The organism is Variovorax ureilyticus (genome assembly GCF_050632185.1).
GTDB classification, from domain to species: Bacteria; Pseudomonadota; Gammaproteobacteria; order Burkholderiales; family Burkholderiaceae_C; genus Variovorax; species Variovorax ureilyticus_A.
The window spans coordinates 4,293,551-4,318,789 of sequence record NZ_CP192579.1 but is presented as its reverse complement, the minus strand read 5'-3'; the positions used below and the strand labels follow the sequence as shown (position 1 = coordinate 4,318,789).

Genomic DNA, 25,239 nt, shown 5'->3' with positions numbered 1-25,239 from the left:
GGAAGCAGCAGCTTCTATCCGAAGAACCAGTAGCCCACGGCAATCGCTGCGAAGACACCCGCGAGCTCGGCCAGCAACGCGCAGCCCACCGCATGCCGCGCGCGCTGGATGCCCACCGCGCCGAAGTACACGGCGAGCACGTAGAACGTGGTCTCGGTGCTGCCCTGGATGATCGCTGCGACGCGCGCGGCGAAGCTGTCCACGCCGTGGGTCTTCATGGTCTCGATGAGCATCGCGCGCGCCGCGCTGCCCGAGAAGGGCTTGACCAGCGCGGTCGGCAGCGCATCGACGAAGCGCGTGTCCCACCCCATGCGCGCGACGAGCCAGCGGATGCCTTCGAGCGCCATGTCGAGCGCGCCCGAGGCGCGCAGCGCGCCGATCGCGCACAGCATCGCGACCAGGTACGGCAGCAGGTTCTTCGCGACGTCGAAGCCTTCCTTCGCGCCTTCGACGAAGCACTCGTACACCTTCACGCGCCGCACCGCGCCGGCCAGCAGGAAGATGACGATCAACCCGAACAGCGTGAGGTTGCCGAGCAGCGATGAAAGCGACGCGAGCGCGGCCGATGACAGCGTGGCGAGCAGGGCCATGAAGCCACCGAGCAGCAGCGCGCCCGGAAGAAGGTAGGCGAGCACGACCGGGTCCCACAGCCTGAGCCGCTGCATGAACGCGACCGAGACGAGGCCCACCAGCGTCGACGCGCCGGTCGCCAGCAGGATCGGCAGGAAGACCAGCGTCGGGTCCGCCGCGCCCTGCTGCGCGCGGTACATGAAGATCGTGACCGGCAGCAGCGTGAGCGACGAAGCGTTGAGCACCAGGAACAGGATCTGCGCATTGCTCGCGGTCGTCGTGCTCGGGTTGAGCGTCTGCAGCTCGCGCATGGCCTTGAGGCCGATCGGCGTGGCCGCGTTGTCGAGGCCGAGCGCATTCGCCGCGAAGTTCAGCGTGATGAGCCCGAGGGCCGGATGGCCCGGGGGCACGTCCGGCATCAGCCGGCGAAAGAGCGGACCGAGCAGCCGCGCGAGCAGGTCCACGATGCCGGCCGCTTCGGCGATGCGCAGGAAGCCCAGCCACAGCGTGAGCGTGCCGAAGAGCAGCACCATCACCTCGACCGACAGCCGGGCCATGGCGAACAGGCTCTCGACGAGTGCGGCGAAGACGGTGGCGTCGCCGCCGATCAGCCAGCGGCCGAGCGCGGCCACCGCCGCCGTCAGGAAAAATCCGAGCCACAAGCCGTTGAGCACGCGTCGATCATAGGGGCGCGGGCCCGACAATCGCGGCCATGAACATCACTCGAAGGGAGCTTCATCGCGCCGCGATGTGGATGGCGCTCGGAAGCATGGCCGCGCCGTTGCGTGCGCGAGCGCAGGACGCGCCGCGCTGGATAGCGAATCCGTTCGCGCTCGGCGTGGCGAGCGGGCAGCCGCGGCCGGAGAGCGTGGTGCTGTGGACGCGGCTCGTGCCGTCGGATGCGGACGATGCGCTCGGCCACGGCGCGCTCACCGTGAAGCATGAGATCTTTGCCGATGCGCAGCTGCGCAGACCGGTCGCGCGCGGCAAGACCGTGACCGACGCATCGCGCGCGCACAGCGTGCACGTGATCGCGCAGGGCCTGGCGCCGCAGCGCGACTACTGGTATCGCTTCACCTGCGGCAGCGCCGTGAGCGCGGTCGGCCACACGCGCACCGCGCCGGCCGCGGGCTCGGACGTGCGCCGCCTGCGGTTCGCGCTGGCCTCGTGCCAGCATTACGAGCAGGGCTACTTCGCCGCGCACCGCGAGATCGCCGGGCGCGACCTCGATGTCGTGCTGTTCGTCGGCGACTACATCTACGAAGGCAGCAACCCGAGCTACGCGATCCGCCAGCACGGCACACGCACGCCCCACACGCTGGACGACTACCGCGGCCGCCATGCGCTCTACAAGGGCGATGCCGACCTGCAGGCCGCGCACGCCGCGCATCCCTGGATCCTGACCTGGGACGACCATGAAGTCGTCAACGACTACGCGGACGACCGCGATCCCGCCTACACCGACCCCGCGCGCTTCCTGCGCCGCCGCGCGGCGGCCTACCAGGCCTACTTCGAGCACATGCCGCTCGCGCTGGCGCCGCAGGGCGCCGCGATGCGCATCCACGACCGCTATGCCTGGGGCCGGCTCGCCGAGCTGTGGACGCTCGATTGCCGGCAGTTCCGCAGTCACCACGCCTGCCCCGATCCGGAGCGCGACGCCGGCCGCACGCTGGTGGAATGCGCGGAGCTGGGCGATCCGAAGCGCACGATGCTCGGCGTGGACCAGGAGCACTGGATCGACCGGGGCCTCGCCGGCTCGACCCGGCAATGGAAGCTCATCGGCCAATCGACGCAGATGAGCGCGGCCGGCTTCGACACGCCCGAGGGCCGCAAGGTCTGGACCGACGGCTGGGACGGCTACCCCGAGGCGCGGCGCCGCTTTCTGCAGGGCGCGGCCAGCGCCGGTGTGCGCGATCTCGTGGTGCTCGGCGGCGACGTGCACCGGCATGTCGCCGCCGATCTGCGGGTGCGGCCGAACGATCGGGGCTCGCCGGTGGTCGCGAGCGAGTTCGTCGGCGGCTCGGTCACGTCACGCGGCGCGAGCCGCGCCTCGATGGACCGCATGCGCCGCGACAACCCCGACGTGAAGCATGCGCGCGGCGACGAGCGCGGTTACGCGCTGATCGAACTCACGCCCGAGCGCATGCACTGCGAACTCCGCGCGACGCCGCATCCGGTGCAGGAACGCGCCAGCTTCACGACGCAGGCCACCTATGTCGTGGAGGCCGGCCGCGCGGGCGTGCAGGCCGCGTGAACCGCCGGCCGCGAATCGGGCTTACTCCAGCGCCGAAGCCGGCCCGAAGAACTCGTAGCGTGCCTGCTGGTCCGGCACGCCGATCGCGTGCAGCGCGCGCTTGACCTGCCGCATGAACGGCTTCGGCCCGAGGAAGTAGGCCTCAACCGAGCGCTTGTCGCCCGGCAGCCATTCCGCGAGCTTCTCCGCGTCGATGCGGCCCACGGCGTGCGGCGCCTCGGCCTGGTCGGTCGGGGCTTCCTCGTAGCAGTAGAAGCGCTTGAGCTGCGGGTGCTTGTGCGCCAGCGCATCGATGGTGCGGCGGAACGCATGCGCGCCGCGCGTGCGCGCGCAGTGGATGAAGTGCACCGGGCGCGGGGTCTTCAGCGCCGCTTCGAGCATCGCGAGCGTCGGCGTGATGCCGACGCCGCCGCTGATCAGCACCAGCGGGCGCTCGCTTTGCGTGAGGGTGAAAGCGCCCGCCGGCGGGAACAGCTCGACCGTGGCGCCTTCCTGCACATGGTCGTGCAGATGGTTCGACGCCACCCCGCCGTTCTCGCGCTTCACGCTGATGCGGTAAGTCTTGCCGTTCGGCGCGGCCGACAGCGAGTAGTTGCGGCGCACCTCCTGGCCGTTCACCACGAGGCGCAGGCCGATGTACTGGCCGGGCTGGAAGTCGACCACCGGCTGGCCGTCGACCGGCGCGAGATAGAACGAGGTGATCTCGTCGCTCTCGACTTCGCGGCGGATGACCTTGAAGTCGCGTGCGCCGCGCCAGCCGCCGGGCGCCTTCTCGTTGGCGTCGTAGGCGGACTTCTCCGCGCCGATCAGGATGTCGGCCAGTTGCTGGTAGGCGGCGGCCCAGGCGGCGATGACCTCGTCGGTCGCGATCTCGGCGCCGAGCACTTCGCGGATCGCGCGCAGCAGGCAGGCGCCGACGATCGGGTAGTGCTCTGGCTGCACCTGCAGTGCCACATGCTTGTTGACGATCTGCCCCGCGAGGTCGCCGAGCGCCTCGAGCCGGTCGATGTTCCGTGCATACATGAGGACGCTGTTGGCCAACGCGCGCGGCTGATCGCCGCTCGTCTGGTGCGCCTGGTTGAAGAGCGGACGCACCTGCGGGTATTCGCCCAGCATGATCTTGTAGAAGTGGGTCGTGAGGGCCTCGCCGCCGGTTTCGAGCAGGGGCACGGTGGCGGTGATGATGGCTTTCTGTTGCGTCGTGAGCATGGGAACCAGGTCCTTGGAGTGAGATGAGATGCGGTGCCCGTCAAAATGCAAGTGCCGTTCCAGCCGGGCGCTCCTTGCGAATCAATGACTTGCGCGATCGGATGTCTTTTTGACTTCGATAGGATGCTGTCGTTTTGACATCTTTCGTATCCGATTGACATGAATTCCCAGCCGCTGCTCCAGGCCATCATCCCGCTGGTTGCCGACATTGCGCGCGAACTGCCCGGTGCCGAGCGCTATCGCCGGCTGCTGGAGGCGCTGCGTGTCCTCATGCCGTGCGATGCCGCGGCGCTGCTGCGCCTCGATCAAGGCTGGCTGGTGCCGCTCGCGGTCGACGGGTTGAGCGCGGACACGCTCGGCCGCCGCTTCCGCGTGGATGAGCATCCGCGCTTCGCGGCGCTGCTCGAGGCGCCGGGGCCGCTGCGCTTTCCCGCCGACAGCCCCTTGCCCGATCCCTACGACGGACTGGTGGAAGGCCACGCAGGCCATCTGCCGGTGCACGACTGCATGGGCTGCGTGATCCGCCAGGGCGAAGCGCCCTGGGGCCTGCTGACGCTCGATGCGCTGTCGCCGGAGCGCTTCTCGCGCGTGGCGCTGGATGCGCTGCAGTCCTTCGCCAGTCTTGCGGCGGCGACCGTCAGCGTGGCGGGGCACATCGAGCGCCTCGAATCCCGGGTCGTGCAGGAAAGCCTTCGCGCGGAAGGCTATCGCCTCGCGGCGGCGCCACGCACCCGCACACTGGTCGGCCGCAGCGCGCCGATGCGGCAGCTGCAGAGCGAGATCGGGCTGGTGGCGGGCAGCGACCTGACGGTGCTGATCCAGGGCGAAACCGGCGTCGGCAAGGAACTGGTCGCCGAGGCGCTGCACGCGGCTTCGAAGCGCGCGGGACGGCCGATGGTCAGCCTCAACTGCGCGGCCTTGCCCGACACGCTGGTCGAGAGCGAACTCTTCGGCCATGTGCGCGGCGCGTTCACCGGCGCGGTGGGCGAGCGGCCCGGCAAATTCGAGCTGGCCGATGGCGGCACGCTGTTTCTCGACGAGGTCGGCGAACTCGCCATGCCGGTGCAGGCCAAGCTGCTGCGCGTTCTGCAGAGCGGGCAATTGCAGCGGCTGGGCTCCGATCGCGAGCACCGGGTGGACGTGCGGCTGATCGCGGCGACGAACCGCAATCTCGCCGAAGAGGTGCGCGCGGGGCGGTTGCGCGCGGATTTCTACCACCGCCTCAGCGCCTATCCGCTCCAGGTGCCGCCGCTGCGCGAACGCGGGCGCGACGTGCTGCTGCTGGCGGGCTTCTTCCTCGAGGAGAACCGGTCGCGCCTCGGACTCGGCGGCCTGCGGCTGGACGCGAGCGCGCAGGCGGCCTTGCTCGGCTACGACTGGCCGGGCAATGTTCGCGAGCTGGAGCACCTGCTGGGTCGCAGCGTTCTGAAGGCGCTGGGCCGGCAGCCGCGTCGTCCGCGCATCCTGAGTCTGGTGGCGGAGGATCTCGATCTGCCGCAGGTCCGGCCGCCTGCGGAGCTTGCCGAGGCCCGGGAGGCCGAGGCGTCCGAGCCGCCCGCGACCGGGCGGATGAGCGAGGCGGTGGACGAATTCAAGCGCAAGCTCGTTACCTCGGCCCTGGCCCGCCATGACCACAACCTCGGCGGCGGCGGCCCGGTCGCTCGGGATCGACCGCGGCAATCTCGCGCGCCTCGCCAAGCGGCTGGACCTGTCGATCGACAAGGGGCGGTGAGGAGGCTTCAGCCTTTCGCGCGTGGGGGCGGCACCTCGATGACGAGGTCCGGCCGGAAATTCTCCTGCTCGCCCTTGACCATGTAGCCGAGCGGATTCGCGACCACGCGGCAGCCGTCCTTCACATAGTCGAACTGGCAGTGCAGGTGCCCGTGCAGCCAGAGGTCGGCGCGGGGCAGCAACTCATCGAGCTTGTTGCAGAAGCCGGCGGTGCCCGGCGTCAGGCCGTAGCGCGGATCGGCGCTCGCGAGCGTCGGCGCGAAATGGGTGATCGCGACCGTCGTGCCGTCGAAGTCCTGGGCCAGCGCGTGACGTAGCCAGGCCTGGCACGTCAGTGAGTGCTCTCTCAATGGTTCGGCGAGAAAGATCTCGCCGTGGCGGACCGTCGCCGCTTTCTCCAGGTAGAAGTTGGCCGCGCGCATCGCCTTGCCGCGCTTCGTCAGCGCTTCGGTCATCGTGTCCGCCGGCTCGACGAGGGCGTCGAAGTCGGCCCAGAGCGTGGTGCCGATGAAGCGCACGCCATCGATGACGCGGGTCTCGCGTTCGAGCCAGCCGATGTCCAGCGCATCGCAGAGTTCGCGCAGCCGGCTGTGGACCTCGTCGAAATCGGCGGCGTCGTATTCGTGATTGCCCGGCACGTAGATCACCGGCACCGGCCAGCCATGACGCGGCGAGAACCGGGTGAGGCCGAAATCGCCTTCCAGCAGCCTCGAGCCCGGCTGGTAGGAGCCGATGTCACCCGCGAGCACCAGCAGATCGGCATCCGGTGCCGGGGCGATTTCGAGCTTCGGGTGGACTTCGATGTGAAGGTCGGAAAGGAGCTGGAGCTTCATGGATGCAGTCTAGGTGAGGCCGCCATGCGTGAAACGCATAGATTGGCGCTTGAACAACTAGGGAAAACCCTTAATCTATGGGGCATCGTCATTCTCAGAGCGCGTCATCGCGCAGCGTCATGTTTACCTTGCTTGCCCACGTGGCACGTTTCTTCCGTTCCTCCGGCCCGGCGAATGCCAACCTGGCCACCACGCTGATGGAAGCCGCCGACGGCCGCGCCGGCACGGACGCCCATCATGCGCAGGAACTGCGCGCAGCCGCCAGCGCCTGGCTGAGCGTCATTCGCTAAACGGGGTTGCCGGGCAGCGGCGCCGTCCCCGCGAAGGCCGCGGCGGCGGACCGCAACAGGGCCTGACGCAGCCATTCATGCGCGTGCCCATGCTGCGCGCGCCGGTGCCAGAGCGCATCGACATGTACCGGCGGCTGCTCGAAGGGCAGGTCGCGCAGGACCAACTGGTCCTGGATGCCGGTCACGCGCACGAAGTGGCGGGGCATCACCGTGAGCAGGTCCGAATTGGCAACGATCCGGCCGGCGGTGAAGAACTGGTTGACCGTGACCACGATGCGCCGCTCGCGGCCGAGCGCGCCGAGCGTCTGATCGATGAAGCCGTAAGGCCGGCCCGAGAAACTCACCAGCAGGTGCCGTGCTTCGCAGTAGCTGTCGAGCGTGAGCGGCGCCGACGCCAGCGGATGGTCTTTCCGCATCACGCAGACGTACTCCCCGACGTAGAGCCGCAGGGTCTCGAAGGGGGTTCCGACGCCCGACTGGCCGCGCGCGGCAAGGCTGGCGATCACGGCGGGGAAGTAGCCGATCGCGATGTCCACCTCCTCGTTCTCCAGCATGCGCCGCGGATCACGCGTGGTCAGAGGCAGGACCCGCAACGATACGGCGCGCGCCTCGTTCTCGACGATCTCGACCAGGCCTGGCATGAGTTCCGCAGCGGTGGCGTCGGCCATGGCAAGCAGGAAGGTGGTGTCCGCGATGCCGGCATCGAACGCCCCGGGCGCCAGCGTGTGCTGCAGTTGCCGCAGCGCGTCGCGCACCGCGGGCCACAGCGCCAGCGCGCGTGGCGTGGGCTCGACACCCGCGCCCGAGCGACGGACGAGTTCGTCGCCCAGCACGTCGCGCAAACGCCGCAGGGCATTGCTCACCGCGGGTTGCGTGATCGCCAGGTTTCGCGCGGCCCGCGTGAGGTTGCGCTCCGCCATCACCTCGTCGAAGACGCGGAGCAGGTTCAGGTCCAGTGTGCGGAAGTTGACGTCCATCAGCGTTGTGAATGGTAAACATCAAGAAGATAAATTAGAAAAACACTAGGGTTACCCCTAATATCACAGCATCGTTCCTGGACCTTCGTCCACTTGGAGGAAACCATCATGACAAGCTTCGTACACGTAGACATTCCTGCCACCCATCCCGGCGTTGCTCGCGCCGAGGCTGTGGTCGAGCAGGCACGCCGCAGTTTCGACGGCGCTCGCGGCTTGGCCGCGCTGCTGCTCGCCGCCATCGTTTCGTCGCTGCTGGTTGCAGCCGACCGCCTCATGTCCTCCACGGAAGAGGGGGCCTGCTGGTCGTCTGGGCCGTGCTGTGGGGCGTGGCCTTCGTCGCGATCTCGCTGTTCGCCGGTACCGCTCGGTCGCTGGCCAGCCGCATCATCGTTGCTGCGCGTAACAGCGCCCGCCGCCGTGCGGCCGACCGCGCCGACGAGCAATTCCTGGCGTATGCCAAGTTCGATCCGCGCATCCTGCGCGATCTGCAGGTGATCGCGACCCGCCACGAGGCGGTCCTGGCCGCCGACAAGCGCTGAACCGGATCGCCGGTTGCCCGCGTAACGGCGGGCCCAATAAAAAGCCGCCCTCGGGCGGCTTTTTGCTGGCCCGGGCGAACCTCAGGCAGCGAGGCGCTGCTCGATCGCGGCCTTGGTGGCCGGCAGTTCCTTCGGCAGATGGTGCGCCAGCTGCTGGAACAGCTCGGCATGCAGCTTCAGCTCAGCCTGCCAGGCAGCCTTGTCGATGCTCGTCACGGTGTCGAACTGCTCGGCGCTGAAGTTCAGGCCGGTCCAGTTGAGATCCTCGTAGCGCGGGCTGACGCCGAAAACGTGCTCGGCGCCCTGGGCCTTGCCTTCGATCCGGTCGATCATCCACTTCAGCACGCGCATGTTCTCGCCGTAGCCGGGCCAGACGAACTTGCCGTCGGCGCCCTTGCGGAACCAGTTGGTGGTGTAGATCTTCGGCAGCTTCGCACCGGAAGCAGCGAGCTTCTTGCCGAGGTCCAGCCAGTGCTGGAAGTAGTCGCTCATGTTGTAGCCGGCGAACGGCAGCATCGCGAACGGATCGCGGCGCACCACGCCTTGCTGGCCGGCGGCGGCGGCGGTGGTCTCGGAGCCCATCGTCGCGGCCATGTACACGCCTTCGACCCAGTCGCGGGCCTCGGTCACCAGCGGCACGGTGGTGGAGCGGCGGCCGCCGAAGATGAAGGCGTCGATGGCGACACCCTTCGGGTCGTCCCAGGCTTCGTCGAGGGCCGGGTTGTTGGTCGCGGCGACCGTGAAGCGGGCGTTCGGGTGTGCGGCCTTGGCGCCGGTTTCCCTGGCGATCGCGGGTGTCCAGTCCTTGCCCTGCCAGTCGATCGCATGGGCCGGCGGCTCGCCCATGCCTTCCCACCAGACGTCGCCGTCGTCGGTCAGCGCCACGTTGGTGAAGATGACGTCACGGTCCAGGCTGGCCATGCAGTTCGGGTTGGTCTGCAGGTTGGTGCCGGGGGCGACGCCGAAGTAGCCCGCTTCGGGGTTGATCGCGTAGAGCCTGCCGTCGGCGCCCGGCTTGATCCAGGCGATGTCGTCGCCGATGGTCGTGACCTTCCAGCCGTCGAAGCCGGCCGGCGGGATCAGCATGGCGAAGTTGGTCTTGCCGCAGGCGCTCGGGAAAGCGGCCGCGACATGGTGCTTCTTGCCCGCGGGGTTGGTCACGCCGAGGATCAGCATGTGCTCGGCGAGCCACCCTTCGTCGCGGCCCATGTTGGAGGCGATGCGCAGCGCGAAGCACTTCTTGCCCAGCAGTGCGTTGCCGCCGTAGCCCGAGCCGTAGCTCCAGATTTCGCGCGTTTCGGGGTAGTGGACGATGTACTTCGTCTTGTTGCAGGGCCAGGCGACATCCTTCTGGCCGGCTTCGAGCGGTGCGCCGACGGTGTGGACGCACGGCACGAATTCGCCGTCGTCGCCGAGCACGTCGTACACGGCCTTGCCCATGCGGGTCATGATCTTCATGTTGACCGCCACGTAGGGGCTGTCGGACAACTCGATGCCGATGTGCGCGATCGGCGAGCCCAGCGGACCCATGCTGAAAGGCACCACGTACATCGTGCGGCCCTTCATGCAGCCGTCGAACAGCGGCTGGAGCGTCGCGCGCATTTCAGCCGGGGCCATCCAGTTGTTGGTCGGGCCGGCGTCTTCCTTCCTGGCCGAGCAGATGAAGGTGCGGTCCTCGACGCGGGCGACGTCGCTCGCGTCGGAACTCGCGAGATAGGAGTTGGGGCGCTTGGCCGGGTTGAGCCGCTTGAGGGTGCCGGCGTCGACCATCTGCTGGCAGAGGCGGTCGTATTCCTTGGTGCTGCCGTCGCACCAGTGGACCGCGGCGGGCTTGCACAGCGCGGCCATTTCGGCCACCCAGGCGATCAGTTTTGCGTTCTTGACATAGGAGGGCGCCTGCATGGCGAGACCCTTCAGCGGTGCGTTCATCAAAATCTCCTAAGTTGAAAAATCGTCTTTTCAAAGGGGACTCAGCCTCTCGGCGGCGAGATCCATCGGAGAAAACGTTTCAGTCTATGGAGAGAAGCCGGGTCGCAACCAGCCGGTTATGCGCGCTTCAATCGGGGCCGTCTGTCGGCCTCTTGCTTTTTTGAGCGCGAGGCGACGACGATGTGCCCCGCGCGGAAAAGATCAGGCCACGAAGATGGCGATGGATGCCAGAAGCAGCATCAGGACGCCGCCGGCGATCGGCAACACCAGGGGCATGAGATGGACGACCGATTCGACCGGGTCTTTTTCGACGGCGGCCGCATGACCAGGTTCAACGGGGGTGGGATGGGACATCGTTCTTCCTCGGGTACTCGGGACTCCCGCTATTTTACCGACCGGGTTGCAATAAGGCGTCTAGGGGGTTCCCAGACCCTCAGTGCTGCTCGTCGGCCTCGAATCCGGCGGCCCGGAGCGCATCGAGCACGCTCGAGAGATGTTCCCGCCCCCGGGTCTGCAGCACCAGCTCGACATCCACGTTCTGCGCCGTCTGCAGGGTGAAGGCGCGCTGGTGGTGCACCTCATCGATGTTAGCGCCCGCTTGCGCCACAGTGGCCGTGATATGGGCCAGTGAGCCCGGGACGTCGCGCGCGCTCACGCGAATCCGCGCCAGCCGGCCGGCCCGGACCATGCCGCGCTCGATGATCGCCGCCAAGAGCAGCGGATCGATGTTTCCGCCCGAAAGCACCAGCCCGACCCGCTTGCCCTTGAACCGCTCCGGATGCCGGATCAGCGCCGCGAGCCCCGCCGCGCCCGCACCTTCGACCAGCGTCTTCTCGATTTCGAGCAGCATCAGCACCGCCTGCTCGATGTCGCCCTCGTCGACCAGCAGGAGGTCGTCGACCAGCCTCGCGATGATTTCTCGCGTCAGCACGCCCGGCGTGCCGACCGCGATCCCCTCGGCGATCGTGCTGGTGCCCTGGGCATAGGACGTTCCCTTGACCGCGTTCACCATCGCCGGAAAGCGCGTCGTCTGAACGCCGATGATTTCGATGTCCGGCTTGCGCGCCCGGGCCGCCACGGCCATGCCGGCGATCAGGCCTCCGCCGCCGACCGAGATGACCAGCGTGTCGAGGTCGGGCACCGCGTCGAGCATCTCGAGCGCGATCGTTCCCTGTCCCGCGATGATGAGCGGGTCGTCATACGGATGCACGAAGGTCAGGCCTTCGCGCTCTGCCAGTTCGAGCGCGTGGGCGCGTGCGCCCTCGAGCGTGTCGCCGTGCAGCACGACCTGGGCGCCGAAGCCGCGCGTGCGCTCGATCTTCACGCCGGGCGTGAAGCGCGGCATGACGATCAGCGCCCGCAGGCCCAGGCGCTGCGCGTGATAGGCCACGCCCTGGGCATGGTTGCCCGCCGACATCGCGATCACGCCGCGTGTGCCGGCCTTGGCGAGATCGACGAGTTTGTTACAGGCGCCGCGTTCCTTGAATGAAGCAGAGAACTGCAGGTTCTCGAACTTGAGGAAGACCTGGGCACCCACGATTTCCGACAGCGTGCGCGATTCGACGCAGGGGGTTTCCAGGATTTGCCCCTGCAGGCGCCGTGCGGCCAGTTCGATGTCTTGGATCTCGACCATGGCGGGCATTGTGGATGGATTTGCAACTTCGGGATTTTTACCCGTCGTCAGGCTTCCCGAAGCCAAAAGTCTGCGCTATGGTCGCTCCCAGATTCAGTTTGTCCCCTGGAGGGTGTTCCCGATGGTCAAGCGTTCCGGCGTCGATGTCATGACTGCGGCTTCCCGCGGCCATGCATTGCCTTCGCCCGGACTCAAGGAAGCGCCGGTGCTCGAGCTCATGTGCTCGCACTTCGTGCTCACGCTGGCCGCCAAGCAGGGGCCGCGCTTCAACATCCGCCGCGACCTCAACGGGCTCCTGTCGCTGACCGGGCGCCATCTCGTGTGGCCGCTGCCGGTGCTGCAGCGGCTGCGCGAATTCCTGGCGCGGCGCTGCCTGGGCAATGACGCCTGGCGGGGCGTGGAGGAATACGACGGCCGCACGCTCCTGGAGCGGCACGGCGTGTGGCGTGGCCCCTACGAAGAAGGCACGCTGTTCTTCTACCTCGACGAGTACGCCAAGGACCAGCCGAAGGACCTGCTGTCGGTTCTCTCCGTCACCCGTGACTGGCTCACGCATGCGCTGCGCAAGCAGTCGACGCTGGTCGAGAAGAACATCGATGCGCTCGCGGGCCTGCTGCAACTCAACAAGGCCGAACGCGCCCTGCTGCTGTACGGCACGCTCGCGCGCTACCAGCGCGACCTGCGCTCGCTGCTGGTGGAGTTCAAGGTCAACAACGCGCCCGAAGCCTATGCCGCGATCGCGGAGGTGGCCGGCGTCAATGCGAGCGAGGTCGGCGAGGCGCTGCGCGCCGGTTCGCGGCTGGAGCGCATCGGGCTGGTCGAGAACCTGATCTCCGAGCACAACATCACCGACCTCGCGGACCTCATGAAGGTGAGCGAGAAGCTGCCGCCGGTGCTGATGCGCGAGTACCGCGACCGCAACGAGCTGATGGCGGTGTTCACGCGCCCGTCCGCCAAGAGCGCATTGGCGGTTCACGATTTCTCTTTCGTCGAGGAAGACGCGCAGATGCTCGTCACGCTGCTGCGCGCGGCGGTGGCACGCAAGGAGCCGGGCGTCAACGTGCTGCTCTACGGGCCGCCGGGGACCGGCAAGACCGAGCTCGCGAAGGTGGTGGCGCAGGCTGCGGGGCTGGAGCTCTTCGAAGTCGAATACGCCGACCGCGACGGCAATTCGCTGTCGGGCCGCGACCGCTATCGCTCGCTTCAGATCGCGCAGGTGTTCCTCAAGGGCAGCGAGCAGGCAGCGCTGCTGTTCGACGAAGTCGAAGACGTGTTCCCACCGATCAGCACCGAGGCCGCGCAGATCATGGCGCGCGCCGAGCAGGTGCCTTCGCCCGCCAGCGGCAGCGTGAGCGGCAAGGCGTGGGTCAACCAGATCCTCGAGTCGAATGCGGTGCCGACGCTGTGGGTCACCAATCGCATCGAGCAGATCGATCCGGCCTTCCGCCGCCGCTTCGCGTACCACCTCGAACTGAAGTCGCCGCCGCCGGGGGCGCGCGAGCAGCTGGTGCGCAAGACGCTCGAAGGCGTTTTGGTGTCGGACGAATTCACCGCCAAGCTCGCGGCACGCAAGGGCCTGACGCCCGCGCAGATCCGCACGGCGGTCCGTTTCGCCGAACTCGCGAGCAGCGACGGCCGCTCGATGGAGCGGCTCATCGAGCGCCAGCTGAAGAATGCCGACCTCGCGCTCGGCAATGTCGATGGCCTGGGCATGCGCCGCAGCGTGACCACCTACGACCTCGAGATGCTCAACGTCGAGACGCGCTTCGAGATCCCGCGCATCGTCGAGGCGCTCAAGGTGCGCGGCCACGGAACGATGTGCTTCTACGGCGCACCCGGCACGGGCAAGACCGCGCTCGCCGAGCACATCGCCAAGGCCATCGGCCGGCCGCTGATCATCAAGCAGGCGAGCGACCTCATGAGCAAGTACGTTGGCGAGACCGAGCAGAACATGGCCGCGATGTTCAAGGAGGCCGAGGCGGAGAAGGCCGTCCTGCTGCTCGACGAGGCCGACAGCTTCCTGCAGGACCGCCGCGGCGCGCAGCGCACCTACGAAGTGACCGAGGTCAACGAGATGCTGCAGGGCATGGAGCGCTTCGACGGCATCTTCGTGTGCACCACCAACCTGCTCGACCGGCTCGACCAGGCGGCGCTGCGGCGCTTCACCTTCAAGATCAAGTTCATGCCGCTCACCGCCCTGCAGCGCGAGCGCATGTTCGTCGCCGAGGCGCTCGACGGCGATGCATCGAAGATGACGGACGAGATCCGCAGCCGGCTCGCCAGGCTGCCGCAGTTGTGCCCCGGCGACTTCGCGGCGGTGAAGCGCCAGGTGGACATCCTCGCGGCCGAGTTCTCGCCGGCCGAGTTCCTCGACCAGCTCGACGCCGAACATCGCATCAAACCCGAGGTGCGAGAATCGCGCGGCATCGGCTTCATTCACTGAGGCCGTCACGTCCACCACCATTCGCGCGCGGTTTTCGGTGCGCGAGGGAGATTCATCGATGAGCGGAGTCCGCATGCTGGGCGCGGTGCGTCGCGTCATGACGTTGACCGTGCTTGCGGTGCTCGGCGCATGCGGCGGTGGTGGGGGAGGCGGCATTGCATTGCCGCTGGCGACGGCGCCGGCCACGGGTGACGCCGTGGTGCCGTCGTCGCTCGTCGCGGGCCAGTGCGCGGCGCCGCGCAACGGCGTCGACCCCGACACCGGCGCAGCCTTCCCCGATCGGCCGGGCTCGGTCGATACCGAGAAGGCCTGGGTCCGCGGCTGGATCGACGAGACCTACCTGTGGTTCGACGAAGTGCCGACGAACCTGGTCGCTGCGAACTACGTGACACCGATCGACTACTTCAATGTTCTCAAGACGCCCGCGCTGAGCGCGAGCGGGCGGCCCAGGGATCGCTTTCACTTCACTGCCGATACCGCGAGCTATCGTGCGCTGGCGCAGAATGGCACTGACATCGGCTACGGTTTCGAACTCGCGTTCCTCAGCGCGGCGCCGCCGCGCGACGTGCGCGTGGCCTACCTGGAGCCCGGTTCGCCGGCGGCGCAGCAGGGCATCGTTCGCGGCACGAAGCTCATCGCGATCGACGGCATCGACGTGGCGGCGGGAACGGACGTGGCCGGCCTCAATGCGGCCCTCAACCCGGCCACGGCGGGCGAGTCGCACAGCTTCACGCTGCGCTCGCCCGACGGCAGCGAACGTGCCGTCAGCCTCACCGCGACGAGCATTACGCGCACGCCGGTGCAGAACGTGAAGACCATCGCAACCGCCGGCGGAACAGTCGGTTACCTGCTCTTCAACGAGCACCTCGCGACGGCCGAGTCGCAGCTCGTCGGCGCGGTCAACCAGCTCAAGGGTGCCGGCATCGCCGATCTCGTGATCGACATGCGCTACAACGGCGGCGGCCTGCTCGACGTGGCGAGCGAACTGGCCTACATGGTCGCGCCGGACGCGGCGACCAACGGCACCGTTTTCGAGCGCATGCAGTTCAACCGCAAGAATCCTTTCCACGTGACGCCTGCCCAGGCGACGATGCCTTTCTATTCGACGTCGCGCGGCTACTCGGTGCCGGCGGGCCCGGCGCTGCCGAAGCTCGGCCTCTCGCGCGTGACCGTGCTGACCGGGCCCGACACCTGCTCCGCGAGCGAATCGGTGGTCAACAGCCTGCGCGGCGTCGGCGTCACGGTGAACCTCGTCGGCGGCGCGACCTGCGGCAAGCCCTACGGCTTCTTCCCGCAGGACAACTGCGGCACGACCTATTTCGCGATCCAGTTCCAGGGCGTGAACCAGCAGGGCTTCGGCGACTATGGCGATGGCTTTGCGCCGACCTGCGCGGTGGCGGACGACTTCGATCACGCGCTGGGCGATCCAGCAGAGTCGCGGCTTGCCGCTGCATTGGCGCTGCAAAGCTCGGGCGCCTGCCCCGCAGCCGGGGCGAGCAAGGCCGAGGTGGCGCGAAGCAAGGCGGAAGCGGGTGGAACGCCGTATCTGGTGCGGTCACCGGTGCGCGAAATCCGGCTCGTGTCGCCGCCGGCGGGCAGCCCTGGCTAGAACGATGCGCAGACGCGCAGCACGTCCGCGCCGTAAGCCTCGAGCTTCTTCGCACCGATGCCGCTGATGCCTTGCAGATCGTCGAGCGTCGCGGGCGAGCGTTCCGCGATGGCTGCGAGCGTGGCGTCGTGGAAGATCACGTAGGCCGGCAGGTTGTGCTCGCGCGCGACCTCGCCGCGCCAGGCCTTGAGCGCGGCGAAGCGCGCCTGGCCGGCCGCATCGAGGGTCGCGGCGGCCGGTGAAGGCACGCCGCGCGACGTCTTCTCGCGCTTCCTGCGCTCCGCGGGCTGCGAGACCGATTCGCGCAGCATCACCTGCGTCTCGCCGCGCAGCACCGCGCGCGAGCCCTCGGTGAGCTGCAGCGTGTTGTAGGCCTGCGCGTCGACTGACAGCGCGCCGGTCGCGATCAACTGCCGCAGCACGCCGCGCAACTGCGGCTCGGTGAACTCGCTGCCGATGCCGAAGGTGCTGATGCGCTCGTGGCCGTACTGCGTGACCTTCTCGGTCGTCTTGCCGCGCAGGATGTCCATGATGTGGCCCGCGCCGAAGCTGATGCCGCTGTGCTGCTGCACGCGGTAGATGGTGGAGAGCAGCTTGCGCGCCGCATCGGTGCCATCCCAGACCTGCGGCGGGTTGATGCAGTTGTCGCAATTCCCGCAGGGCACGCTCTTCTCGCCGAAGTAGCCGAGCAGCCGCACGCGCCGGCAATCGCTGGCCTCCGCGAGCGAGAGCAGCGCATCGAGCTTGCCGCGCATGACCTGCTTGAACTCCTCGCCCGCGGGGCTTTCGTCGATCATGCGGCGCTGGTTCACCACGTCCTGCAGGCCATAGGCCATCCAGGCGTCGGCCGGGGCGCCGTCGCGGCCGGCGCGGCCGGTCTCCTGGTAGTAGCCCTCGATGTTCTTGGGCATGTCCAGGTGCGCGACGAAGCGCACGTCGGGCTTGTCGATGCCCATGCCGAAGGCGATGGTCGCGACCATCACGATGCCTTCCTCGCGCAGGAAGCGGTCCTGGTTCTTCTGCCGCACCGCGGCGTCGAGGCCCGCGTGATAGGGCAGGGCGTTGAGGCCCGCGTCGCACAGCGACTGCGCCAGGTCTTCGACGCGCTTGCGCGACTGGCAGTAGACGACGCCGGCATCGCCTTCATGCTCGCGCTCGATGAAGCGCAGGAGCTGCGTGGTCGCGTCCTTCTTCTCGACGATGGTGTAGCGGATGTTCGGCCGGTCGAAGCTGGAGACGAACTGGCGTGCCTCCTCGAGTTGCAGCCGCTCCACGATGTCGGCGCGCGTGAGCGCATCGGCGGTGGCGGTCAGCGCGATCCGCGGCACGCCGGCATAGCGTTCGTGCAGCACGGTGAGTGCGCGGTATTCCGGGCGGAAGTCGTGGCCCCACTGGCTCACGCAATGCGCCTCGTCGATCGCGAACAGCGACAGTTTGCCGCGCTCGTTGAGCGAGTCGAGCTGCGAAAGGAAGCGCGGCGTTGTCACGCGCTCGGGGGCTGCGTAGAGCAGGGTGATCTCTCCGCGCAACATGCGGCGCTCGACCTCCTGCGTCTCTTCCCAATCCAGGGTGGAGTTGAGGAAGGCTGCGCTCACGCCCGCTTCGTGCAGTGCGCCGACCTGGTCGTGCATCAGCGCGATCAGCGGCGACACCACCACCGTCACGCCCTTGCCGGCGCGATGCCGCGCGATCGCCGGGATCTGGTAGCACAGCGACTTGCCGCCGCCCGTGGGCATCAGCACCAGCGCATCGCCGCCGGCGGTCACGTGATCGACGATCCCCTGCTGGGGGCCGCGGAACTGCGCGTAGCCGAAGACGTCGTGGAGGATTCGTTCGGGCGCGGCGGCGGGGGATGGTGTGAGCTGGGCGGACACGGTGGCGGGGATTCTTTGGTTGTGCGCCGGGGAGGACCGCGAGCGCACGCGCACCTCCCGTGCGCGCGATCGCCATTGTGTCCGAAGCGTCGCGAACGCCGCGTGGCCCGAATCAATGGCATGAGGCTTGCGACGTCGGAAGCAATTCGTTGCGAAAATCCTGTCTAGACAACTTTCGGTGCGTGAAACCGCTTTCCTGCACTGGGAAGGTGCGAAGCGTCCCTTGATCTCGGCGGTCTTTTCGGGTTAACCTGTATATACAGGTGCATCGCAGCGAATGAAACTCGGCCCGTTGCTGGAAATTGCCCCCTCTTCAGGCTCCAGCCAGCCGAACCTTTTGAAACGCAACAGGAGAACCTCGATGGTCAAGTCGGTCGGAAAAATCGCTTCGCTGGTCGCTGCAACGGCATGCATCGCGGGCATGGCGGCAAGCGCCCATGCGCAGGAAACCAAGATCGCCCTCGGCATGTCCGGCTGGACCGGCTTCGCGCCGCTCACGCTCGCGGACAAGGCCGGCATCTTCAAGAAGAACGGCCTGGACGTCGATCTGCGCATGATTCCGCAGAAGGACCGCCACCTCGCGCTGGCCTCGGAAGCGATCCAGTGCGCCGCGACCACCGTCGAGACGCACGTGGCGTGGAACGCCAACGGCGTGCCGATCGTGCAGATCTTCCAGATGGACAAGTCCTACGGCGCCGACGGCCTGGCCGTGCGCAACGACGTGAAGAACTTCGCCGACCTCAAGGGCAAGGCGATCGGCGTGAGCGCGCCCGGCACCGCACCGTACTTCGGGCTCGCCTGGATGCTCAACAAGAACGGCATGAGCATGAAGGACGTGAAGCTGGTCTCGCTCGAGCCGCAACCCGCCGCGCAGGCCTTCGTCTCGGGCCAGAACGACGCGGCGATGACCTACGAGCCCTACCTCTCGACCGTGCGCGCCAACCCGACCGCCGGCAAGATCCTCGCGACCACGCTCGACTACCCGATGGTGATGGACACCGTCGGCTGCGCCCCGAAGTGGCTCAAGGCCAATCCCAAGGCCGCGAAGGCGCTGGCCGATTCGTACTTCGAGGCGGTGGAAATGATCAGGGCCGACCCGGCCAAGTCGAACGAGATCATGGGCGCGGCGGTGAAGCAGTCGGGCGAGCAGTTCGCCAAGTCCTCGGCCTACCTGCGCTGGTCGGACAAGGCGGCCAACCAGAAGTTCTTCGCCAACGACATCGTGCCCTTCATGAAGGACGCGCAAGCGATCCTGCTGGAGGCCGGCGTGATCCGCAAGGCGCCCGACGACCTCAACGCGACCTTCGACACCAGCTTCATCAAGTAAGAGCGGAGCATCCACCATGAGCGCGACGCCTGTCATGAACTCATCCAAGCCGGTGATTGCTGCCGGGTCCGTCGCGGCGCAGGCGGCGCCCCGCCGCCGCGCGCTTGCTCCGCTGGAGCCCGTCAGCGCGCGTGCGCGCTGGATGCTCGGCCTGGGCTTCTTCGTCGCCTTCGTGGTCGTCTGGGGCTTCTTCACGCTCGGGGGCTTTGTCTCGCCGACCTTCCTCGCCAGCCCGGTCACCATGATCAAGGAAGGCGTGAGCCTCTTCACCGAGTTCAACTTCTCGCACGACATCGCGATGACGGTGTGGCGCGTGTTCGGAGGCTTCGTGCTCGCGGCGATCGTCGCGGTGCCGCTGGGCATCGCAATGGGCACCTGGAAGAGCGTCGAAGCCTTCTTCGAACCCTTCGTGTCGTTCTGCCGCTACCTGCCAGCGTCGGCCTTCATCCCGCTCCTGATCCTCTGGGCCGGCATCGGCGAGGCGCAGAAGCTGCTCGTGATCTTCATCGGATCGGTGTTCCAGATCACGCTGATGGTCGCGGTCACCGTCGGCAGTGCCCGTCGCGATCTGGTCGAGGCGGCCTACACGCTGGGCGCCAAGAGCCGCGGCATCGTGCTGCGCGTGCTGATTCCAGGCGCCGCGCCGGGCATCGCCGAGACGCTGCGCCTCGTGCTCGGCTGGGCCTGGACCTACGTGATCGTCGCGGAGCTGATCGGCTCGTCGTCCGGCATCGGCCACATGATCACCGACAGCCGAGGCGCTCTTGAACACCGGGCAGATCATCTTCGGGATCATCGTCATCGGCGTGATCGGACTCGTCTCCGACTTCGTCTTCAAGGCACTGAATCGCCGTCTCTTCGCGTGGAGCACCATCTGATGAACCAGCTTTCCATTCGCGGCGTCTCGCGCGTCTTCACCGGCACGCGCGGCCAGAGCACGCAGGCGCTGCTGCCGATCGACTTCGAAGTGCGCGAGAACGACTTCGTCACCATCCTCGGCCCCTCGGGCTGCGGCAAGTCCACGCTGCTGCGCATCGTCGCGGGGCTCGACTACCCGACCGAAGGGCGCGTGCTGCTCGACGGCCAGACGATCGAAGGGCCGGGCGCGGACCGCGGCGTGGTGTTCCAGAGCTACACGCTCTTCCCGTGGCTCACCATCGCGCAAAACATCCGCTTCGGCCTGCGCGAGCGCGGCATGAGCGAGGCCGAGCAGAAGGAGCGCAGCGATTTCTTCATCGCCAAGGTGGGCCTGCGCGGCTTCGAGAACCACTTCCCCAAGCAGCTTTCGGGCGGCATGCAGCAGCGCACCGCGATCGCGCGCGCGCTCGCCAACGACCCCAAGATGCTGCTGCTCGACGAGCCCTTCGGCGCGCTCGACAACCAGACCCGCGTGCTGATGCAGGAACTCTTGCTCGGCATCTGGGAGTCGGCGCGCAAGACGGTGCTCTTCGTCACGCACGACATCGACGAAGCCATCTTCATGGCCAATCGTGTCGCGGTGTTCGGCGCGCGGCCGGGCCGCATCAAGACCGAGATCCCGGTCGACTTCCCGCATCCGCGCCACTACACAATCAAGACTTCACCGGAGTTCATGGAGATCAAGGCGCGTCTGACGGAAGAGATCCGCGCCGAATCCATGGCTGCAATATGAAACACCCCCAGGCTCCGCGCACTTCGTGTCGCTTCGCCAACCCCTTGCAGGGGGCAACACCAGCGGCCCGGCAATGCCGGTTCCGCGGTGTTCCCCGGAGACGCCATGACCACCGCCACGCTTCGCAAATCCCATTCGCCATCGGCCGCCGCGCAGCCCGCGATGGCGCTGTACGAGCAGATCAAGTCCTTCATCACGCACAAGATCCAGGACGGATCGTGGGTGGCCGGGCACAGGCTGCCTTCGGAGAGCGAACTGGTCGCGCAGTTCGGCGTGGCCCGCATGACGGTGAACCGCGCGCTGCGCGAACTGGTGGAGCAGGGCCGCATCGTGCGCGTGGCGGGCGTGGGCAGCTTCGTGGCGGAGAACAAGCCGCAGTCCACGCTGCTGCAGATCGCCAACATCGCGAGCGAGATCCGCGCGCGCGGGCACGACTACCGCTGCGAATTCCTCGTGGCCGAGCGCATCGCCGCGTCGCCCGATGTCGCGGTATGGCTGGACCTGCGGCCGGGCGAGTCCGTCTTCCACACCGTGTGCCTGCACCTCGAGAACGACGTGCCGGTGCAGCTCGAAGACCGCTATGTCAATCCGCGCGTGGTGCCGGATTTCCTCGAGCAAGACTTCTCGGAGATCCCGCCGAGCGAATACCTCGTGCGCAACGTGCCCTTCGACCAGATCGAGCATGTGGTCGATGCGGTCCTGCCCACGCCCGAGCAGGCCGAACGCCTCGATATGCCGGCGAGCGACCCTTGCCTGCTGCTCACGCGCCGCACCTGGACGCGCACCGTCCCCGTGACGATGGTGCGCTGCCTGCACCCCGCCTCGCGCTATCGGCTCGGCAGCCGCTTCCGCGCCGACGGCAATCCCAGCATCGGCTGACGGCGGGACAGGCACGCCCTTCGTTTTTTGACGCCACTACTTGTATAGACAGGAAGGATTTTCAAATGGACAACGCATCCCTCACCACCCAGCCGATCGTGCTCACGCCCGGCGACGTCGACCTCAAGGCGCTGCGCCGCGTGCATGCCGGCGGCGTGCCGCTCTCGCTCGATCCTTCGGCGCGCGCGGGGCTCGTCGCGGCGCAGGCCAAGGTCCGCCGCATCGTCGAGTCGGGGGATGTCGTCTATGGCATCAACACCGGCTTCGGCAAGCTCGCGCAGACCATCATCCCGACCGAGCGCCTCGCCGAACTGCAGCGCAACCTCGTGCTTTCGCACAGCGCCGGCACCGGCGAGCCGCTCGATGCCGGCGTGGTGCGGCTGGTGCTCGCGACCAAGGCCGTGAGCCCGGCGCGCGGCCATTCGGGCGTGCGGCCCGAGATCGTCGATGCGCTGCTCGCGCTGTGCAATGCCGGGCTGCTGCCGCGCATTCCGTCGAAGGGCTCGGTCGGTGCGTCGGGCGATCTGGCGCCGCTCGCGCACCTGGCCTGCGTGCTGATCGGCGAAGGCGAGGTCGCCACGCCGGAGGGCGAGGTGATCGGCGGCGCCGAAGCCATGAAGCGCATCGGCATCGCACCCTTCGTGCTCGGGCCCAAGGAAGGCCTCGCGCTGCTCAACGGCACGCAGGTGTCGACGGCGCTCGCGCTCGCGGGCCTGTTCGGGGCGGAGGACGTGTTCGCGGCCGGCATCATGGCCGGCGCGTTGTCGCTCGAGGCCATCCAGGGTTCGATCAAGCCCTTCGACGCGCGCATCCACATCGCGCGCGGCCAGCCCGGCCAGATCGCCGTTGCCGCCGCGATGCGCGCGGTGCTCGAGGGCAGCGAGATCGTTCCTTCGCACGCCGACTGCGGCCGTGTGCAGGACCCGTACTCGATCCGCTGCGTGCCGCAGGTGATGGGCGCGTGCCTCGACAACCTCGCGCATGCCGCGCGCGTGCTGCGCACCGAAGCCAACGCCGCATCGGACAACCCGCTGGTCTTCGACAACGGCGACGTGATCTCCGGCGGCAACTTCCACGCCGAGCCGGTGGCCTTCGCTGCGGACATCATCGCGCTCGCGGTCGCAGAGATCGGCGCGATCTCCGAGCGCCGCATGGCGCTCTTGCTTGACAGCGGCCTCTCGGGCCTGCCGCCCTTCCTCGTGCGTGATGGCGGCGTCAACTCCGGCTTCATGATCGCGCAGGTCACGGCCGCGGCGCTCGCGTCCGAGAACAAGTCGCTTGCGCATCCGGCCAGCGTCGACAGCCTGCCGACCTCGGCCAACCAGGAAGACCATGTGTCGATGGCGACCTTCGCGGGCCGCCGCCTCGCGGACATGGTGCAGAACACGGCCGTGGTCGTCGGCATCGAGGCGATGGCCGCCGCGCAGGGCATCGAGCTCAAGCGCGGCAGCATGCCGGCCCCCACGCTCGGCACTGGCGTGTCCTCGCTGCCCCCCGAGGGGGCGCAGCCCGCCTTGGGACGGCCCGGCGCCGGGCTGAAGTCCTCGCCGCTGCTCGAAGCCGAGTTCGCCGCCATCCGCGAGCGCGTCGCCTTCATCGATCAGGACCGCTTCCTCGCCCCTTCCATCGAAGCCATGCGTACCTGGGCTCGTAGCAGCGAATGGCCCGAGGCCGTGCGCTCGATGCTGCCCAGCCACGCCTGATTCCACGAACAAGCTCCGTCACCGAAAGGACACCCGCCATGAACGCCCCCGACAAGTTCCTCGCCGCTAAGGCCGCCCAAACCGCCGACCCGCGCCACGACCCGACCCGCGTGATCCGCGCCCCGCGCGGCAGCCAGTTGAACTGCAAGAGCTGGCTCACCGAGGCGCCGTTCCGCATGCTGCAGAACAACCTCGATCCCGATGTGGCCGAGAACCCGCAGAGCCTGGTGGTCTACGGCGGCATCGGCCGCGCGGCGCGCGACTGGGCCTGCTTCGACCAGATCCTCGCGACGCTCAAGGAGCTCAATGACGACGAGACGCTGCTGATCCAGTCGGGCAAGCCGGTGGGCGTGTTCAAGACGCATGCCGATGCGCCGCGCGTGCTGCTCGCCAACTCGAACCTCGTGCCGAAGTGGGCCACCTGGGAGCACTTCAACGAGCTCGACCGCAAGGGCCTCTTCATGTACGGCCAGATGACCGCCGGAAGCTGGATCTACATCGGCAGCCAGGGCATCGTGCAGGGCACCTTCGAGACCTTCGTCGAAGCGGGCCGCCAGCACTACAACAATGACCTCGGCGGCAAGTGGATCCTCACCGCAGGCCTCGGCGGCATGGGCGGTGCGCAGCCGCTGGCCGCGACGCTCGCGGGCGCGGTATCGCTCAACATCGAATGCCAGCAGTCGAGCATCGACTTCCGCCTGCGTACCCGCTATGTCGACAAGCAGGCCAAGGACATCGACGACGCGATCGCGCTCATCAAGCACCACACCGCGAAGAAGGAAGCGGTGTCCATCGCGCTGCTCGGCAACGCGGCCGAGGTCCTGCCGGAACTGGTGAAGCGTGCGAAGGCCGGTGGCATCCAGCCCGACCTCGTGACCGACCAGACCTCCGCGCACGACCTCATCAACGGCTACCTGCCCATCGGCTGGACCGTGGCGCAATGGAAGGCCGCGCAGCAGGACCCGACCGAGCACGCACGCCTGACCAAAGCGGCCGCCAAATCGTGCGCGGTGCATGTGCAGGCCATGCTCGACTTCCAGGCCATGGGCATCCCGACGGTCGACTACGGCAACAACATCCGCCAGGTCGCGTTCGACGAGGGCGTGAAGAACGCCTTCGCCTTCCCGGGCTTCGTGCCGGCCTACATCCGGCCGCTGTTCTGCGAAGGCAAGGGCCCGTTCCGCTGGGTCGCGCTCTCGGGCGATCCGGAAGACATCTACAAGACCGACGCGAAGATCAAGGAGCTGTTCCCAGAGAACAAGCACACGCACCGCTGGCTCGACATGGCGCGCGAGCGCATCGCCTTCCAGGGCCTGCCGGCGCGTATCTGCTGGCTGGGCCTCGGCGAGCGCCACAAGGCGGGCCTCGCATTCAACGAGATGGTGAAGAACGGCGAGCTCAAGGGCCCGATCGTGATCGGCCGCGACCACCTGGACACCGGTTCGGTCGCGAGCCCCAACCGCGAGACCGAGGCGATGAAGGACGGCACCGATGCGGTCTCCGACTGGCCGCTGCTCAACGCGCTGCTCAACACCGCGGGTGGCGCGACCTGGGTCAGCCTGCACCACGGCGGTGGTGTCGGCATGGGCTATTCGCAGCACTCGGGCGTGGTCATCGTCTGCGACGGCACCGACGCGGCGGCCAGGCGCATCGAGCGCGTGCTGTTCAACGACCCGGCGACCGGCGTGATGCGCCATGCCGACGCCGGATACGACATCGCGATCGCGACCGCGAAGAAGCAGGGCCTGAACCTGCCGATGATCAAGTAAGCACGCGAAGCACTGCGAC

The 25,239-nt window shown here is 67.8% G+C and carries 18 protein-coding genes and 2 pseudogenes; 12 read left to right on the top strand and 8 right to left on the bottom strand.

From position 1 onward, the window contains the following. Nucleotides 1–14: 14 nt before the first annotated feature. Entirely contained in the window at nucleotides 15–1,244 is a 1,230-nt protein-coding gene (locus ACQ858_RS21395; RefSeq protein WP_431274534.1) for a nucleoside recognition domain-containing protein, read from the bottom strand. Between the two features lie 38 nt (nucleotides 1,245–1,282). On the opposite strand from ACQ858_RS21395, the gene ACQ858_RS21390 reads away from it, so the two are divergent. Next, nucleotides 1,283–2,824: an alkaline phosphatase D family protein gene (locus tag ACQ858_RS21390; protein WP_431274533.1), complete on the top strand. Its 1,542-nt coding sequence runs from the start codon at nucleotides 1,283–1,285 to the stop codon at nucleotides 2,822–2,824. Nucleotides 2,825–2,845: 21 nt separating this feature from the next. On the opposite strand, the gene hmpA is transcribed toward ACQ858_RS21390, so the two are convergent. Then, nucleotides 2,846–4,033: an NO-inducible flavohemoprotein gene (gene hmpA / locus ACQ858_RS21385; protein WP_431274532.1), complete on the bottom strand. Its 1,188-nt coding sequence runs from the start codon at nucleotides 4,031–4,033 to the stop codon at nucleotides 2,846–2,848. 159 nt (nucleotides 4,034–4,192) lie between these two features. On the opposite strand from hmpA, the pseudogene norR reads away from it, so the two are divergent. Then, nucleotides 4,193–5,765: pseudogene (gene norR, locus ACQ858_RS21380) on the top strand (nitric oxide reductase transcriptional regulator NorR). 7 nt (nucleotides 5,766–5,772) lie between these two features. On the opposite strand, the gene ACQ858_RS21375 reads toward norR, so the two are convergent. Further along, on the bottom strand, nucleotides 5,773–6,597 hold the full coding sequence (locus ACQ858_RS21375) for a metallophosphoesterase (protein WP_431274531.1): 825 nt from the start codon (nucleotides 6,595–6,597) through the stop codon (nucleotides 5,773–5,775). Between the two features lie 119 nt (nucleotides 6,598–6,716). On the opposite strand from ACQ858_RS21375, the gene ACQ858_RS21370 reads away from it, so the two are divergent. Further along, entirely contained in the window at nucleotides 6,717–6,887 is a 171-nt protein-coding gene (locus ACQ858_RS21370; protein ID WP_431274530.1) for a hypothetical protein, read from the top strand. Here ACQ858_RS21370 and ACQ858_RS21365 read toward each other — a convergent pair. Continuing rightward, the gene (locus tag ACQ858_RS21365) at nucleotides 6,884–7,864 is read right to left on the bottom strand and encodes a LysR family transcriptional regulator (protein ID WP_431274529.1); all 981 of its coding nucleotides are present in this window, start codon (nucleotides 7,862–7,864) and stop codon (nucleotides 6,884–6,886) included. The two genes, ACQ858_RS21370 and ACQ858_RS21365, sit on opposite strands and share 4 nt — an antisense overlap. 314 nt (nucleotides 7,865–8,178) lie before the next feature. Between ACQ858_RS21365 and ACQ858_RS21360 the strand changes: the two genes are divergently transcribed. Beyond that, nucleotides 8,179–8,403, top strand: a complete 225-nt coding sequence (locus tag ACQ858_RS21360) for a hypothetical protein (protein ID WP_431274528.1) — start codon at nucleotides 8,179–8,181, stop codon at nucleotides 8,401–8,403. 81 nt (nucleotides 8,404–8,484) lie between these two features. Here the strand turns inward: ACQ858_RS21360 and ACQ858_RS21355 are convergent, their stop codons facing one another. From ACQ858_RS21355 to ACQ858_RS21345, 3 genes are all read right to left on the bottom strand, one after another. Further along, nucleotides 8,485–10,332: a phosphoenolpyruvate carboxykinase (GTP) gene (locus ACQ858_RS21355; RefSeq protein WP_431274527.1), complete on the bottom strand. Its 1,848-nt coding sequence runs from the start codon at nucleotides 10,330–10,332 to the stop codon at nucleotides 8,485–8,487. A gap of 201 nt (nucleotides 10,333–10,533) precedes the next feature. Then, nucleotides 10,534–10,686 carry a hypothetical protein gene (locus ACQ858_RS21350; RefSeq protein ID WP_431274526.1) on the bottom strand — a complete coding sequence of 51 codons (153 nt, stop codon included), beginning with the start codon at nucleotides 10,684–10,686 and terminating at the stop codon, nucleotides 10,534–10,536. 79 nt (nucleotides 10,687–10,765) lie between these two features. Then, nucleotides 10,766–11,965: a threonine ammonia-lyase gene (locus ACQ858_RS21345; RefSeq protein ID WP_431274525.1), complete on the bottom strand. Its 1,200-nt coding sequence runs from the start codon at nucleotides 11,963–11,965 to the stop codon at nucleotides 10,766–10,768. Nucleotides 11,966–12,086: 121 nt separating this feature from the next. Between ACQ858_RS21345 and ACQ858_RS21340 the strand changes: the two genes are divergently transcribed. After that, nucleotides 12,087–14,408 (top strand): ATP-binding protein, encoded by a 2,322-nt coding sequence (locus ACQ858_RS21340; protein ID WP_431274524.1) that lies wholly within the window; start codon nucleotides 12,087–12,089, stop codon nucleotides 14,406–14,408. Between the two features lie 58 nt (nucleotides 14,409–14,466). Continuing rightward, a complete protein-coding gene (locus ACQ858_RS21335) occupies nucleotides 14,467–16,017 on the top strand; it encodes a S41 family peptidase (RefSeq protein ID WP_431274523.1) in 1,551 nt (516 codons plus the stop codon). Here the strand turns inward: ACQ858_RS21335 and recQ are convergent. After that, the gene (recQ, locus tag ACQ858_RS21330; protein ID WP_431274522.1) at nucleotides 16,014–17,891 is read right to left on the bottom strand and encodes a DNA helicase RecQ; all 1,878 of its coding nucleotides are present in this window, start codon (nucleotides 17,889–17,891) and stop codon (nucleotides 16,014–16,016) included. The two genes, ACQ858_RS21335 and recQ, sit on opposite strands and share 4 nt — an antisense overlap. Nucleotides 17,892–18,252: 361 nt before the next feature. On the opposite strand from recQ, the gene ACQ858_RS21325 reads away from it, so the two are divergent. From ACQ858_RS21325 to hutU, 6 genes and pseudogenes are all read left to right on the top strand, one after another. Beyond that, on the top strand, nucleotides 18,253–19,218 hold the full coding sequence (locus ACQ858_RS21325; RefSeq protein ID WP_431274521.1) for an ABC transporter substrate-binding protein: 966 nt from the start codon (nucleotides 18,253–18,255) through the stop codon (nucleotides 19,216–19,218). 34 nt (nucleotides 19,219–19,252) lie between these two features. After that, nucleotides 19,253–20,096, top strand: a pseudogene (locus ACQ858_RS21320) (ABC transporter permease). Then, nucleotides 20,096–20,869, top strand: a complete 774-nt coding sequence (locus ACQ858_RS21315) for an ABC transporter ATP-binding protein (RefSeq protein ID WP_431274520.1) — start codon at nucleotides 20,096–20,098, stop codon at nucleotides 20,867–20,869. Before ACQ858_RS21320 ends, ACQ858_RS21315 begins: the two are co-directional and overlap by 1 nt. A 105-nt stretch (nucleotides 20,870–20,974) precedes the next feature. Further along, complete coding sequence (gene hutC, locus ACQ858_RS21310; RefSeq protein ID WP_431274519.1) at nucleotides 20,975–21,748, top strand: histidine utilization repressor; 774 nt, start codon at nucleotides 20,975–20,977, stop codon at nucleotides 21,746–21,748. 65 nt (nucleotides 21,749–21,813) lie between these two features. After that, nucleotides 21,814–23,451, top strand: a complete 1,638-nt coding sequence (gene hutH, locus ACQ858_RS21305; RefSeq protein ID WP_431274518.1) for a histidine ammonia-lyase — start codon at nucleotides 21,814–21,816, stop codon at nucleotides 23,449–23,451. A 38-nt stretch (nucleotides 23,452–23,489) separates the two neighbouring features. Then, nucleotides 23,490–25,220 carry a urocanate hydratase gene (hutU, locus tag ACQ858_RS21300; protein WP_431274517.1) on the top strand — a complete coding sequence of 577 codons (1,731 nt, stop codon included), beginning with the start codon at nucleotides 23,490–23,492 and terminating at the stop codon, nucleotides 25,218–25,220. Nucleotides 25,221–25,239: the final 19 nt, after the last annotated feature.

Excerpts from the sequence above, each read along its gene's own strand:
- ACQ858_RS21390 (WP_431274533.1), top strand. The coding sequence starts at position 1,283 with ATGAACATCACTCGAAGGGAGCTTCATCGCGCCGCGATGTGGATGGCG.
- ACQ858_RS21375 (WP_431274531.1), bottom strand. The coding sequence starts at position 6,597 with ATGAAGCTCCAGCTCCTTTCCGACCTTCACATCGAAGTCCACCCGAAG.
- hutU (WP_431274517.1), top strand. The coding sequence starts at position 23,490 with ATGAACGCCCCCGACAAGTTCCTCGCCGCTAAGGCCGCCCAAACCGCC.
- ACQ858_RS21355 (WP_431274527.1), bottom strand. The coding sequence starts at position 10,332 with ATGAACGCACCGCTGAAGGGTCTCGCCATGCAGGCGCCCTCCTATGTC.
- hutC (WP_431274519.1), top strand. The coding sequence starts at position 20,975 with ATGACCACCGCCACGCTTCGCAAATCCCATTCGCCATCGGCCGCCGCG.
- ACQ858_RS21325 (WP_431274521.1), top strand. The coding sequence starts at position 18,253 with ATGGTCAAGTCGGTCGGAAAAATCGCTTCGCTGGTCGCTGCAACGGCA.
- ACQ858_RS21335 (WP_431274523.1), top strand. The coding sequence starts at position 14,467 with ATGAGCGGAGTCCGCATGCTGGGCGCGGTGCGTCGCGTCATGACGTTG.
- ACQ858_RS21345 (WP_431274525.1), bottom strand. The coding sequence starts at position 11,965 with ATGGTCGAGATCCAAGACATCGAACTGGCCGCACGGCGCCTGCAGGGG.
- ACQ858_RS21340 (WP_431274524.1), top strand. The coding sequence starts at position 12,087 with ATGGTCAAGCGTTCCGGCGTCGATGTCATGACTGCGGCTTCCCGCGGC.
- hmpA (WP_431274532.1), bottom strand. The coding sequence starts at position 4,033 with ATGCTCACGACGCAACAGAAAGCCATCATCACCGCCACCGTGCCCCTG.
- ACQ858_RS21315 (WP_431274520.1), top strand. The coding sequence starts at position 20,096 with ATGAACCAGCTTTCCATTCGCGGCGTCTCGCGCGTCTTCACCGGCACG.
- ACQ858_RS21350 (WP_431274526.1), bottom strand. The coding sequence starts at position 10,686 with ATGTCCCATCCCACCCCCGTTGAACCTGGTCATGCGGCCGCCGTCGAA.
- hutH (WP_431274518.1), top strand. The coding sequence starts at position 21,814 with ATGGACAACGCATCCCTCACCACCCAGCCGATCGTGCTCACGCCCGGC.
- ACQ858_RS21365 (WP_431274529.1), bottom strand. The coding sequence starts at position 7,864 with ATGGACGTCAACTTCCGCACACTGGACCTGAACCTGCTCCGCGTCTTC.
- ACQ858_RS21370 (WP_431274530.1), top strand. The coding sequence starts at position 6,717 with ATGTTTACCTTGCTTGCCCACGTGGCACGTTTCTTCCGTTCCTCCGGC.